This is a genomic window from Streptomyces sp. RKAG290, assembly GCF_023701695.1.
Lineage (GTDB): Bacteria > Actinomycetota > Actinomycetes > Streptomycetales > Streptomycetaceae > Streptomyces.
Genome location: NZ_JAJOZC010000001.1, coordinates 5,881,287 through 5,894,355, shown reverse-complemented (window position 1 = coordinate 5,894,355; position 13,069 = coordinate 5,881,287). Strand labels below are relative to the sequence as shown.

Sequence of the window (13,069 nt, the reverse complement as noted above, 5' to 3'; positions counted from 1 at the left end):
GCCGGCGGCGGGAGCGCCCCGCCGCCGGCCCCCGGCACCGGGGTGCCGGCCTGCGAGGGGCCGGATCAGCCGTTGCCGAGCTCCTTCCACTCCGCCTGGGCCTTGTTCAGCTCCTCGGCGATCTTGTCCAGGAAGGCCTTGGCCGTGACCTTGCCGAGCAGCAGCTTCTGGAACTCCGGCTCGTTGTCCGCCTTGCTGATGTTGTTCCAGTCGGGCAGGTAGTACGGCAGCTGCACGATCTTGGTCGAGCCGTCGGTGAGGGCCTTGGCGGCGAGCTCGGTCGGTGCGGCCGCGCTGATCCACGGGTCCTTGGCGGCCTCGGTGTTGGCCGGGATGGCGCCCGCGGACTCGTTCCACTTGCTGTTCGCCTCGTGCGAGGCGGCGAACTCGATGAACTTCCAGGCGGCCGTCTTGTTCTTGCTCGACCGGAACAGGCCGAGGCCGTCGACCGGGTTGGAGACCTGCACCCGGGTGCCGTTGTCGCCGGTGGGGTTGGGGATGCCGGCGAACTTCTCCTTGCCCAGCGCCTTCAGGTGGTCCTGGTAGGAGCCGAGGTTGTGGCTGAGCATCCCGATGGTGCCGGTGTCCCACTGGGCGACCATCTTGGTGAAGTCGTTGTTGACGTCGGCGGCGGGCGTCGCCTTCTTGTAGAGCGCCACGTACTTCTGCAGCGCGGCGACGTTCTTCGGGTCGTTGAGCGTCGTCTTGTCGCCGTTCCAGAACTCCGTGATGCCGGACTGGCCGTACGCGGCGTCCATGGCCTGGGCTATGGAGCCCGCACCGCCGCGGATGGTGTAGCCGAACTTGTTGTTCTTGCCGTCGGTGAGCTTGTCGGCCGCCTTGTAGAAGTTGGCCCAGGTGGTGGGTGCTTCGAGGCCGGCGGACTTGAACAGGTCGGTGCGGTACCAGAGCGCGCCGTTGTTCGCGGAGGTGGGCACCGTGTACATGTCGTCGCCCCGGCCGCCCGCGTCCTTGACGCTCTCGACCATGCCCTCGACGAGCTTGCCCTTCAGGGACGAGCCCTGGATCCGGTCGGTGAGCGGGTCCAGGGCCTCCTGCGAGACCATGTTGGCCAGGTAGGCCGTGCCCACACCGCCCACGTCCGGCAGGCCACCGCCCGCGATGGCCGTGTCGTACTTGGACTGCACGTCGGCGATCGGGATCGGCACGTACTTGACCTTGATGTCGGGGTTCTTCTTCTCGAAGTCCTTGATGATCTCGGTCCAGATGGCGGTGCGCGGACCGCCGTTGTTGTCCCAGAAGGTGATTTCGCCCTTGCCGCTGCCCTCGGTGCCGCTCTCGCTGCCGTCGTCACCGCAGGCGGTCGCGGTGAGGGCGAGTACCGCCGCGATGGACACCGCTGCCGCGGCACGCCCCCGCTGCGTCTTCGAGATTCTCATGGTCGGCTCTTCTCTCTCGGTTCTCTGTGGTGCCGGGTTGCCGTGCATGGGGGGTGTGCCGAAGCCCGGGTCTCAGCGGTGTGCGCCCTGCGGCGCCCAGCCGTCCTCGCCCCGGAGGTAGTCCGCGACCTGGTGGTGCGCGGCGTCCGCGGCGGTCATCTGCGGCCGGTCGGCGGTGACGGCGGCGCCGGGTCCGTACGTCCGGTACTCGCTGAACCGGGCCTCCTGCCACGGGAAGCCGCTCATCTCGCTCCACGGCGTGGCCTTGACCGCCGAGGGGAGCCGGGTCTCGCGGATCAGCACCTGGCCGACCGCGTCGGGGTTCCCGCTCGGGTGCCAGGGGCGGCCGAGGTGGAAGGAGTCCGCGGGGGCGTCGCTGATGATCGTGCTGCGGGTGATCAGGAAGCCGTACGGGTTCTCCTTCCACGTCGAAGCGGCCGTGACGTAGCCGTTGTTCGTGGCCGAGCCGCGGCTCAGCGCCCTGATCACGGAGTGCTCGATGACCGTGGTGGCGCGGCCGTAGATGAAGTCGACGTCCCCTTCGACGTAGACGTCCCTGAGGTACACCCGGGCCTGCTGGGTGAGGACCGGGGTGTCGGTCATCAGGGTGTCCTGGTTGCCGAGGAAGGCGGTGTTCTCGAAGGTCAGCCGGTCGCCGGTGGTCTTCACGGCGAGGGCCTGCTCGCCGTTCAGCTCGACGGAGGCCTCGTCGAAGTCGTTGGAGAAGGTGAGGTCGCGGGCGCTGAAGTCGTGTCCCTCGACGACGACGGTCGCACTCCCCCAGGACCCCTGGGTGGTGCCGTCCGGCTTGAGCTCGCCGGACGGGGTGTCGAAGACGACGAGGGTGTCCGAGCGGCGCTTCCCGGTGCCGACGAGCGAGACGTACGGCTGGTCCTTGCCGATCCTGACGTGCTCGCGGTAGGTGCCGGGCGCGATCCGCACCGTGATCCGGCCGTCGTTGCCTGCGGGCACCGCGTCCACGGCGGCCTGCACGGTGGCGTACTGCTCCGGGACCCGCAGCACGGTCTCGGTGCCGATGTCCTTCTGCGGTCCGGAGTCGCGGGTGACCAGCTTCGGCACGTCGGCCGCGCGGTCCAGGTGGTACGGGTACAGGGTGCGCGGGTCGAAGGCGTCTCCCCAGGCGTCGGTGCGGCCCGTGGTGTTCCTCAGGATGGAGCCGCGCTGGAGGAGTTCGGCCGTGGCGTCCGCCTGGTAGGGGTGCTGGACGTCCCGGTAGTAGCTGTTCTCGATGACCATCTTCGTGGCGCCGCGGGCCCAGTTGCCGTACGTCCACACCGGGTCGCCGTCCGCGACCTGCGCGGAGAGGTAGTTGTTGTAGAGGTGGGCGTAGGCGCAGTTGTCGGCGGAGGGGTTGCGCTGCTTGGTGCCCCGGAACCAGTTGTGGTCGATGGTGATCTGCGTCTTGACGTTCTCGGTCCAGCCGATGCCGAACGCCTTGTTGTGGTTGTCGAAGAGGTTGTGGGAGACGGTGATGTACTCGCTGTCCTTACGGATGTCGAGCAGTCCGTCGCCCATGTGCGTGAGGCGGTTGTGGTCGATCCAGACGTGGTCGGCGGTGTCCATCTGGATGGCATCGAAGTCGGTCGTCTTGCCGTCCCAGTCGCCCTCGACGTAGGAGTCGCGGATGGTGAGGTTGCGGATGATGACGTTGTGGGTGCCGGGGTTCAGGTGCAGCTCGCCGTGGACGATCTCACCGGTGTCGCCGACCCCGATGATGGTCTTGTCCGAGGTCACGTCGATGTCGTGGCCGAACGGCTCGACGGCGACGGCGCCGGCGACCCGGATGACGTAGGGCTCCGGCGCGGCCGCGTACTTCACCAGGTCGGCCTGGGTGGAGACGGTGACGACCTTGCCGCCGCTGCCCCGGTGGTTCCGCCGGCCAGTGAGGCGAAGCCGTGCGCGGTGTCCGGCCAGGTGTCGTGCGCGGCGGCGGGGCCGGCCGGGGGCTGCGGGGCGGCGCCCGCCGACGGGGCCGCCGGGACCAGGCATGCGGCGGCCAGGGCGAAGGCCGTGGCGAGGGTTCGTGCTCTGGTGCGCTTGTTGCTCAGGTGCATCGGTGCGGCTCCTGTACATGCGGATCAGGCAGGGTGGACGTGCTCCGTGCGGGTCATGCGGTGGTGCGGAATCCGGTGAAGCCGGCCGTCCCGGCGGGCCCCGTCCCGGGCGGTGCGGTGGCGAACAGCCCGAGCAGGGCGCCGACCCAGCGCCACGGCGTCGCGGCGAAGACCTGGCCCGAGGGCCTGAGTCCGGTTCCGTCCCCGGTGTCGGCGAAGAAGCGGCAGCGGGCGCCCGGACTCACCTCGATCCGCAGCCGGGCCAGCCCCTCGGGGGCCGGTCTGCTGTGTTCGGCGTCGCGTTCGTGCTCGGCGACCGTCTCCGCGTACCGGTGCACGAGCCGTACGCCTTCGCCCGTCCGCTCCAGGCCGATCCAGCTGAACGCGTCCCCGAGCACGGCGAGTCCCGCCTTGGCACCCGCCACCTCGCTGCCGAGGCCGACCTCGACCTCGGCGGTGAACGTCTCGGCCGGCAGCCGCTGGACCAGCACGTTGGGCAGGGCCCGCAGGTCGTGGGCGTACGCGGTCCGTACGCAGCTGAGCCGCAGCCCGTCCCCGCCGTGCTCGACGGTCCAGCCGGGGCGCGGGTTCGCGGTCCACTGCCACTGCCTGCCGTAGCGGCCACCCGGGAAGCTGTCGCCGGAGGCCGGGGCCTCGGCCCGCTGGTCCGGGACGGCCGGCTTGCGGTGGGCGGAGACGGGTTCGCCGGCGTCGCCGATGACCGGCCAGCCGCCGTCCTCGACGGCCCAGCGCATCGGCTGGAGGTGCACCACCCGCCCGTACGCCCCGCGCTCCTGGAAGTGCAGGAACCAGTCCTCGCCCGCCGCGGTCCGGACCCAGCCGCCCTGGTGCGGCCCGTTGACCGCGGTACGGCCCTGGGCGAGGACGACGCGCTCCTCGTAGGGCCCGAAGAAGTCCCGGGAGCGGAAGGCGCCCTGCCAGCCGTTCGTCACCCCGCCGGCCGGGGCGAGGATCCAGAACTCGCCCTCGTGCCGGTAGAGCTTGGGGCCCTCCAGGGTGAACCAGCCGGGGATCGTGTCGGCGTCGACCAGGGTCTTGCCCTCGTCGAGCAGTTCCCGGCCGTCGGGGCTCATCCGGTGGCCGGTCAGCCGGTTCTTGATCCCGGAGCGGGACTTGGCCCAGGCGTGCACGAGATAGGCCTCGCCGGTCTCCTCGTCCCACAGCGGGCAGGCGTCGATCAGCCCCTTGCCCGCCTTCACCAGGTGGGGCGCGCTCCACGGGCCGCGGATGTCCTCGGCGTTGATCTGCCGGATGCCGTGGTCGGGGTCGCCCCAGAAGATCCAGAACCGTCCGGCGTGGTGCCGCAGCGACGGCGCCCACACCCCGCAGTCGTGGCGCGGCACCGCGAAGTCGGCGGCGGGTTCGAGGCGGTCCAGGGCGTGGCCGATGAGGGACCAGTTCACGAGGTCGCGCGAGTGCAGCAGCGGCAGTCCGGGCGCCCGGCCGAAGCTGGAGGCGGTGAGGTAGAAGTCCTCGCCGACCCGCACCACGTCCGGGTCGGACCAGTCGGCGTTCAGCACCGGGTTGCGGTAGGTGCCGTCGCCGCGGTCGGCGGTCCAGGGGCGGCTGCCCCGCGCGCTCATGCGGTCACCGCCCGGCGGACGTAGGCGGCGGCGGTGGCCCGGTCGAGCCGGCCGTCGGCGATGACGGTGACGACCCGGCGCACGACGGTGGCGCCGGCGGGCACCGGCAAGCGGTGCGCGGCGGCGAGGGACGAGCCGACGCCCGGGTACTCGGTGGTCCGCACGAACCAAGGGTCCTGCCGGGTCTCCTCGGTCGCTCCCGCGAACACCAGGGTCCAGCCGTCGCCGCTCATCGCGACCCAGTCGGCGGCGCGCCCGTGCACCGCCTCCTCGCCGTCCCCGAACCCGCTGTACACGGCGGGCGGCGAGGGCTCCTTGGGCGCGCGCCAGAAGAAGCCGCCGTATCCGGCGCCCGGCCTGCCGTTGGTGGCGGGGCTGCCGATCGACAGGTCCGAGGTGCCGCGGTTGGTGAGCGAGAAGGAGAAGTCCAGCGCCCAGGCGGTGTCGGAGAGTTCGGCGACGGCGACGGTGCGGTGCTCGCGCAGCAGCTCGGTGTCGCCGGCCTCCCAGCTGAGCTCCTCGACGAAGCCGTCCGGGTCGCGGAGCTTCCAGCCGAGGTGGCGCTGGACCCCGTGGTTGTCGAGGGCGGTGGGGCCCTGGTCCCGGACGAAGGTGCGGCCGCCCCAGAAGTTGTGCCCCGCCACGTCCGGGACGGCGACGGAGGTGCCCAGGTGGTGGAGGTGGTCGGCCGGGTGCTCCTCGGTGACGGGAGTGCCGGCGAGGGTGGTGACCGGGTGGAGGTAGGGGCGCCCCTCGGGGGCGGGCAGATAGGTGTAGCGGCCGACCGGGCGGCCGGCGCAGCTGAGCAGTGCGGTGGTCGTCACGATGAACTCACCTCGGTGGGGAGCGCCCAGGGGACGCCGAGTTCGGAGAAGAGCCTGAGGGTGTCGGCGCCCGCCGCGACGGTCGCGTCGATGCCCCGGACCACCCGGCGGGTTCCGCCGCCGGAGTTCGCGGGGGCGGTGTGCCAGGCGTCGGACGGCAGGGCGAGCGGCTCCGGGGCGTTCCGCACGGCCTCGACGACCTGCATGAACGCACCGGTGCGGTGCGGGGGTACCAGCAGTGCGGCGCCCCGCACCAGGTGGTCGACGAGGTTCTCCAGGAGGTCGGTCCGGCCGTGCACGGACTCCTGCGGGCCGTGTCCGGCGCGCTGGACGAGGACCCGGTCCTGCTTGTACCAGAAGGTGATCCGGCCGCGGTCGCCGTGGACGATCACATAGGGCTCGGCGGCCTGTTCGGCGCAGAGGGTGACGGCGACGGTGACCGGCAGTCCGGCCGTGGTGGTGATGCGTACGCAGGAGGTGTCGTCGGCCTCGATGTCGTGGGCGCGGAAGAGCTCGGTCTCGATCGAGGCGATGTCCTGCGCGGCCCCGCTGCCGGCGAGTTCGAGGGCGGTGGCGACGGCGTGGGCGAGCGGGTTGGTCAGCACCCCGTCGACCACGTCGGTGTCGCCGATGCGCCGCCGCCCGGCCCAGGGCGCCCGCCGGTAGTAGGAGTCGTCGCGGACCCAGGCGCCCGCTGCCCCGTAGCCCCGCACGGTGCCGACGGCGCCGGTACGGACGAGTGCGCGGATGGCGGGCACGGCGTGCGAGCCGAAGGACTGGAAGCCCACCTGGCAGGCGATGCCCGCCTCCCGTACGCCGTTCAGGATCCGCTCGAAGTCGGACCTGGTCGCGGCGGGCGGCTTCTCCAGCAGCAGGTGGACGCCGCGGGCCGCGGCCGTGAGCGCCAGTTCGGTATGGGTCTGGATGGGGGTGCAGATGACGGCGGCGCGCGCCCCGGTGGAGTCCAGGAGCGCCCCGAAGTCGGCCGACTGCTCGGGGAGTTCCCCGGCGAAGTCGGTGAGTTCGGCCTCGTCGAGCGGGTTCAGCTCGCAGACTCCGGCGAGCCGGACGAGGCCCTCGTGCTGGAGGCGGCGGATATTGGCCAGGTGCCAGCGGCCGTGGCCGCGGGCGCCCGCGAGGACGATCGGCAGCGGGGTGCGGTGCGTGCTCATCGGGCCCTCCCCGCGCCCGCTGCGCGGGCCACGTCGGCGTCGGCGCGCCGGGCGCTGTCGATCCGGCCGTGCAGGGCGGGCGTCCAGCCGGCATCCGTGGTGAGGTCGCGCTCGCTGCCGGAGTTGTAGGCGTTGTAGACGGCGACCAGGTCGACGGGGTAGCCGTTGAACTCGGTGCCGCGCTGCTGGAGCAGGCTGCCGTTCCAGCTCTTCACCAGGTCGGCGACCTCGACGTGGCCGGGTGTGTGGAAGGAGTTGTTCTCCGCGATGATCCGGGACTCGGTGGAGACGCCGATCGAGTAGCGGTACTCGCTGCCCTCGGGCACGGCGTAGCGGTTGTCGTAGAGGTGCACCTGGCCGAAGCGGACCCGCGGGGCGCGCTGCACGACGGAGTCGAACTCGTTGTGGTGCAGGGTGACGCGCAGCTTGCCCCGGTCGGTGGTGACGGTGTCGGCGTTGCCGATCAGGATCGCCTTGTCGTGGTCGGCGAAGCGGCTCCAGGAGACGGTGACCAGGTCGGCGCCGTTGGTGATGTCGAGGAGCCCGTCGTGGCGCAGGTAGTTGCGTCCGAAGTAGGTGGGCTCGCGGTCGTCCGGGTGACCCTGGTCGCTCGCGGTGACGTGGTCGACCCAGACGTGGGTGGCGCCGTTCAGCCAGAGGGTGTCGTAGGCGGTCTTCCAGTCGCCGAGGCCACCGGTGTTGGGCTGCCAGGCCGGGAAGCAGTCGTAGGCGTCGCGGAGTTCGAGGTTGCGGACGATGACGTTGTCGGCGCGCTCGGCCTGGAGGCTGCCGCCCTTGATGACGGCGTCCCGGCCGAGGCCGACGAGGGTGGTGTTCGAGCCGATCCGGAGCTCGACGCGGGCGGCCTGCCGGGCGGCGGACGCCTTGCGGGCGTCCTCCTGCGGTCCGGCGGGCTTGGCGGCGCCCCAGGTGGCGGGGGCGTAGGCGGCGAGGTAGGCCTTCAGGTCGTAGCCGTCGGCCGTGTAGTCGGCGCAGTCCAGGGAGCGGCCCTGGTCGTCGGTGTTGGCGTCGATCGTCCCGGCGATCTTGATGATCTTCGGTACGGAACTTCCGCCGTCCAGCGCGGCGACGAGCTGGGCCCGGTCGCGCACGGTGAAGACGTGGGCGTCGTCGGCCGTCGAGCCGCCCGTCGTGCCGGGGCCGTCGGCGGCCCAGCCGTCGTCCGCGGCCAGGACCTCGCGGCCCAGGTCCTTCGCGGGAGCGGCGGGCGGCCGCGGGGTGGCGGCCTCGGCGCCCGGCTGGAAGGCCAGGCCGCTCAGGAGCAGGGTGAGCGCGGCGGCGGTGCGGCGCATCGGTCGCGTACGGGGTGGGGTCATCTGCGCGTCAGCCCTTCACTGCGCCGGCGCTGAAGCCGGTGATCAGCCATTTCTGGATGAAGGCGAAGACGATCACCACGGGGACCGCGGCGATCACACCGCCAGCGGCGAGCGCGCCCAGGTCGACGCTGTCCGCGCCGATGAGGGTGTTCAGGCCGACCGGGATCGTCTGCTTGTCCTGCTCGCTGAGGAACATCAGGGCGAACAGGAAGTGGTTCCAGCTGTGCACGAAGGCGAACGAGCCGACCGCGATCAGCCCCGGCCGCAGCAGCGGCAGCACCACCGCGCAGAAGGCCCGCAGGCGCGAGCAGCCGTCCACCCAGGCGGCCTCCTCCAGCGAGGCGGGCACGTTCTTGATGAATCCGCTGATCAGGATGATGGAGAGCGGCAGCTGGAAGACCGTCTCGGCGATGACCACGCTCCCCAGGGAGTTGATCATCTGGAGGTTCTTGAAGATCTCGAAGAGCGGTACGAGCATCAGCGCGCCCGGGATGAACTGCGAGCAGAGCAGCGCCAGCATGAAGGCGTTCTTGATCTTGAAGTCGAACCGGGCGAGGGCGTAGCCGCCGGCCAGCGCGACGAGCGTCGTGCTGATCAGGGTGCAGACCCCGACGATCATGCTGTTCTGGAAGAAGACGGCGAAGCTGCGCTCGTTCCAGACCTTGGAGAAGTGCTCCCCGGTCATCGGCCACGGCACCAGCGAGGTGGAGCCCGCGGGGCGTACGGCGAAGAGGAACATCCAGTAGAACGGGATGAGGGTGAAGACCAGGTAGATGCCGAGCGGTACGTAGATCTGCCAGCGCGGCACCTCGTCGAAGGCGCGCTCGCGTCCGGGCCTGCCGCGCCGGTGCGCGGCGGGCGGGCGGCCGCCCTGCTCGGGCAGGTGTGCGGAGTCGGTGCCGTGCTTCTCGGCCAGTGCGGCAGTCACTTGTGGTCGCCTCCGAACTTGCTCAGACGCAGATAGACAATCGAGCAGAAGAGGAGGATCACGAAGGCGACGGTGGTGAGCGCGGAGGCGTATCCGAAGTCGTGGCCCTCGATGCCGGTGTTGGCGACGTAGAGCGGCAGGGTGGTGGTCTCGCCGGCCGGTCCGCCGCCCGTGAGGGTGTAGAGCAGGTCGACGTTGTTGAACTCCCAGACGCCGCGCAGCAGGGTGGCGAGGATGATCGCGTCCCGCAGGTGCGGCAGGGTGATGTGGAAGAACTGGCGCAGCCGGCCTGCGCCGTCGACGGATGCCGCCTCGTACAGCTCCTTGGAGACGGACTGCAGGTCGGCGAGGATGAGGATGGCGAAGAAGGGCACCCCGCGCCAGAGTTCGGCGACGGTCGCGGCCCAGAAGACGGTTCCGGTGTCGGAGAGCACGGAGGTGCCGTAGTCGCCGATCCCGGCGTCCGCGAGGTAACGGCTGAAGCCGGTCGAGGAGTTGTAGAGCAGGATCCAGATGGTGCTGGTCAGCACCCCGGAGACGGCCCACGGCGAGAAGACCATGGCGCGGGAGATGCCGCGGCCGATGAAGGTCTGGTTGACGATCAGGGCGAGGGCGAGTCCGAGGGTGAGCTGGAGCGCGACCTGGGTGACCACCCACTGGGCGCTGAAGCCCAGCGTGGTCCAGAACTGGTCGTCCTCGGTGAAGATCCGGGTGAAGTTGTCGAGGCCCGCGAAGCCGTTCCGCCACGGCTTGGTGACGTTGTAGTTCTGCAGGCTGTAGTAGAAGACGCTGATCACCGGATAGGCGATGAAGCCCAGCATCAGCAGCCCCGCGGGGGCGATGAGCAGATACGGCAGTCGGCGGGGGCTCGCGGAGCGGCGCCTGGGCACCTTGGGGGGTGTGGCCACAGCGGCGGCTTGGGCCATGACACGTCTCCGTTCTCTGTAGTACTGGGGTGCGGGTTGGTGCCGGGGATGCTGATCGGTGCCGGACGGTGCGATGCGTGTATGGAGCAAGCGCTTGCCGCATGCCGTTCGGCATGTCGAACAAGGCGGGGCGCGTGGGTTCCGTCGGCCTGTTCAGCCGGCGTACGGGTCGGGCACTTCTCCCGGCCGGGCCAGGAAGGCGAAGTCGCAGCCGGTGTCGGCCTGGGTGATCTGGTCCTGGTAGAGCGCTCCGTAGCCGCGCTCGTACCGGGTGGCGGGCGGCGTCCACTCGGCCCTGCGCCGCGCCAGCTCCTCGTCACTCACGCCGAGGTGGAGCAGGCGCGCCTCGACGTCCAGGGTGACCGGGTCGCCGGTGCGGACGAGGGCGAGCGGGCCGCCGACGTAGGACTCGGGCGCGATGTGCAGCACGCAGGCCCCGTAACTGGTGCCGCTCATCCGGGCGTCGGAGAGCCGCACCATGTCCCGTACGCCCTGCTTCAGCAGGTAGTCGGGGATCGGCAGCATGCCGTACTCGGGCATGCCGGGGCCGCCCTTGGGTCCGGCGTTGCGCAGCACCAGCACATGGTCCGCGGTGAGGGCCAGTGCCGGGTCGTTGATCGTGCGCTGCATCTCCTTGTAGTCGTCGAAGACGACCGCGGGACCGGTGTGGCGCAGCAGGTGCGGTTCGGCGGCGATGTGCTTGATGACCGCGCCGTCCGGGCAGAGGTTGCCGCGCAGCACCGCCACCCCGCCCTCCTCCGCGAGGGGGTTGTCGCGTTCCCGGATGACGTCGCTGTTGTGCACGAGCGCGCCGTCGAGCTGTTCGCGCAGGGTGTCGTGCGCGACCGTGGGCCGGTCCAGGTGCAGTACGTCGGTGAGCCGGGCCAGGAATCCCGGCAGGCCGCCCGCGAAGTGGAAGTCCTCCATGAGGTACTTCCCGCCGGGCCGCAGGTTGGCCAGCACCGGGACGGTGCGGGCGATGCGGTCGAAGTCGTCGAGGGTGAGCGTGATCCCGGAGCGGCCCGCCATCGCGATGAGATGGATGACGGCGTTGGTGGAGCCGCCGAGCGCGAGGACGGTGGCGACGGCGTCCTCGTACGCCTCGGCGGTGAGGATCTGCGACAGCTTCCGCTGCTGCCACACCAGTTCGACGATCCGGAGCCCCGACTGCGCGGCCATCCGGTCGTGGCCGGAGTCGACGGCCGGGATCGAGGAGGCGCCGGGGACGGTGACGCCGAGTGCTTCGGCGGCGGCGGTCAGGGTGGAGGCGGTGCCCATCGTCATGCAGTGGCCGGGCGAGCGGGCGAGCCCGTTCTCCAGCTCGGCCATCTCGCAGTCACCGATGAGTCCGGCCCGCTTGTCGTCCCAGTACTTCCACATGTCGGTGCCGGAGCCGAGCACCTCGTTGCGCCAGTGCCCCGGCAGCATCGGCCCGGCCGGCACGAAGACGGCCGGCAGGTCGACGGAGGCGGCGCCCATCAGCAGCGCGGGCGTCGACTTGTCGCAGCCGCCCAGCAGCACCGCGCCGTCGACCGGGTAGGAGCGCAGCAGCTCCTCCGTCTCCATCGCCAGCATGTTGCGGTAGAGCATCGGGGTCGGCTTCTGGAACGTCTCCGACAGGGTGGAGACCGGGAATTCGAGCGGGAAGCCGCCCGCCTGCCAGACGCCCCGCTTGACGGCCTGCGCGCGCTCGCGCAGATGGACGTGGCAGGGGTTGATGTCGGACCAGGTGTTGAGGATCGCGACGACCGGCTTGCCGAGGTGCTCCTCGGGGAGGTAGCCGAGCTGGCGGGTACGGGCGCGGTGGCTGAAGGACCGCAGCCCGTCCGTGCCGTACCACTGGTGGCTGCGCAGCTCCTCGGAGGTGATGCGGCCGGTCCCGGCGGTCATATGGACCACCCCGCGATCTGGTCGGCGACCTCGGCGCGCTGTGCCTCGGGCAGCACCCGGCTGGGCGGGCGCACGTCGCGGCGGCACAGGCCGAGCGAGGACAGGGCCTCCTTGACGACCGTCACGTTGTTGGCGGACTGCCGGTCGGCGCGCAGCTCCTCGAAGCGGCGGATCTGCTCCCAGACCTTCATCGCGGCCGGGTGGTCGCCGGCCCGCAGTGCCTGGAGCATGGCGAGCGAGACGCCGGGGGCGACGTTGACGAGACCGGAGGTGAATCCGGTGGCGCCCGCGGAGAAGTAGGCGGGGGCGTACAGCTCGGCGAGGCCGGCGATCCAGACGAAGCGCTCCAGCCCCGCGTCCCGGGCGAAGGCGGCGAAGCGGGCGGCGTCCGGGACGGCGTACTTGACGCCGATGACGTTGGGGCAGCTGTCGGCGAGCGCGGCCAGGCACTCGCCGTCGAGCTGCGGGTTGCGGATGTAGGGGACGACCCCCAGCCCGGGAACGGCCTCGGCGATGGCCCGGTGGTAGTCGACCCAGCCGTCCTGCGAGACGTACGGGTGGACGGGCTGGTGCACCATCACCATCTCGGCGCCGGTGTCCCTGGCGTGCTCGGCGGCGGCCACCGCGGTCGGCACGTCGTGCCCGACCCCGACCAGGACCGCGGCGCGGCCGCCGGCCTCGTCGATGGTCAGCTCGGTGACCGTGCGCCGCTCCTCGGGGGTGAGCGCGTAGAACTCCCCGGTGTTGCCGTTCGGGGTGAGGATGCCTACGCCGCCGTCGAGCAGCCTTCGCAGCAGGGCGCGGTGCGCCGCCGTGTCGATGGTGCCGTCCGCGGCGAACGGGGTCACCGGGATCGCCACGACATCTGCCAGGGCCGCCTTCAGCGGTGTGAGGTCCATGCGGACTGGCCTTT

At 71.2% G+C, this 13,069-nt stretch carries 9 protein-coding genes and 1 pseudogene; all 10 read right to left on the bottom strand.

Annotation, left to right across the window (positions count from 1 at the left end):
• Nucleotides 1–65 precede the first annotated feature (65 nt).
• Nucleotides 66–1,400, bottom strand: a complete 1,335-nt coding sequence (locus tag LNW71_RS26020; RefSeq protein ID WP_250970438.1) for a sugar ABC transporter substrate-binding protein — start codon at nucleotides 1,398–1,400, stop codon at nucleotides 66–68.
• A gap of 72 nt (nucleotides 1,401–1,472) precedes the next feature.
• A pseudogene (locus tag LNW71_RS26015) lies at nucleotides 1,473–3,475 on the bottom strand (pectinesterase family protein).
• A gap of 53 nt (nucleotides 3,476–3,528) precedes the next feature.
• Entirely contained in the window at nucleotides 3,529–5,079 is a 1,551-nt protein-coding gene (locus LNW71_RS26010; RefSeq protein WP_250970437.1) for a glycoside hydrolase 43 family protein, read from the bottom strand.
• Nucleotides 5,076–5,903, bottom strand: a complete 828-nt coding sequence (locus tag LNW71_RS26005; RefSeq protein WP_250970436.1) for a PmoA family protein — start codon at nucleotides 5,901–5,903, stop codon at nucleotides 5,076–5,078. Before LNW71_RS26005 ends, LNW71_RS26010 begins: the two co-directional genes overlap by 4 nt.
• Nucleotides 5,900–7,075 (bottom strand): Gfo/Idh/MocA family protein, encoded by a 1,176-nt coding sequence (locus LNW71_RS26000; RefSeq protein WP_250970435.1) that lies wholly within the window; start codon nucleotides 7,073–7,075, stop codon nucleotides 5,900–5,902. Before LNW71_RS26000 ends, LNW71_RS26005 begins: the two co-directional genes overlap by 4 nt.
• Nucleotides 7,072–8,412 carry a pectate lyase gene (locus LNW71_RS25995; protein WP_250970434.1) on the bottom strand — a complete coding sequence of 447 codons (1,341 nt, stop codon included), beginning with the start codon at nucleotides 8,410–8,412 and terminating at the stop codon, nucleotides 7,072–7,074. Before LNW71_RS25995 ends, LNW71_RS26000 begins: the two co-directional genes overlap by 4 nt.
• A 7-nt stretch (nucleotides 8,413–8,419) precedes the next feature.
• Nucleotides 8,420–9,340 (bottom strand): carbohydrate ABC transporter permease, encoded by a 921-nt coding sequence (locus tag LNW71_RS25990; protein ID WP_374119450.1) that lies wholly within the window; start codon nucleotides 9,338–9,340, stop codon nucleotides 8,420–8,422.
• Entirely contained in the window at nucleotides 9,337–10,266 is a 930-nt protein-coding gene (locus LNW71_RS25985) for a carbohydrate ABC transporter permease (protein ID WP_250970433.1), read from the bottom strand. Before LNW71_RS25985 ends, LNW71_RS25990 begins: the two co-directional genes overlap by 4 nt.
• Before the next feature lie 153 nt (nucleotides 10,267–10,419).
• The gene (gene araD, locus LNW71_RS25980) at nucleotides 10,420–12,156 is read right to left on the bottom strand and encodes an L-arabinonate dehydratase (protein WP_250970432.1); all 1,737 of its coding nucleotides are present in this window, start codon (nucleotides 12,154–12,156) and stop codon (nucleotides 10,420–10,422) included.
• On the bottom strand, nucleotides 12,153–13,055 hold the full coding sequence (locus tag LNW71_RS25975) for a dihydrodipicolinate synthase family protein (RefSeq protein ID WP_250970431.1): 903 nt from the start codon (nucleotides 13,053–13,055) through the stop codon (nucleotides 12,153–12,155). Before LNW71_RS25975 ends, araD begins: the two co-directional genes overlap by 4 nt.
• Nucleotides 13,056–13,069: the final 14 nt, after the last annotated feature.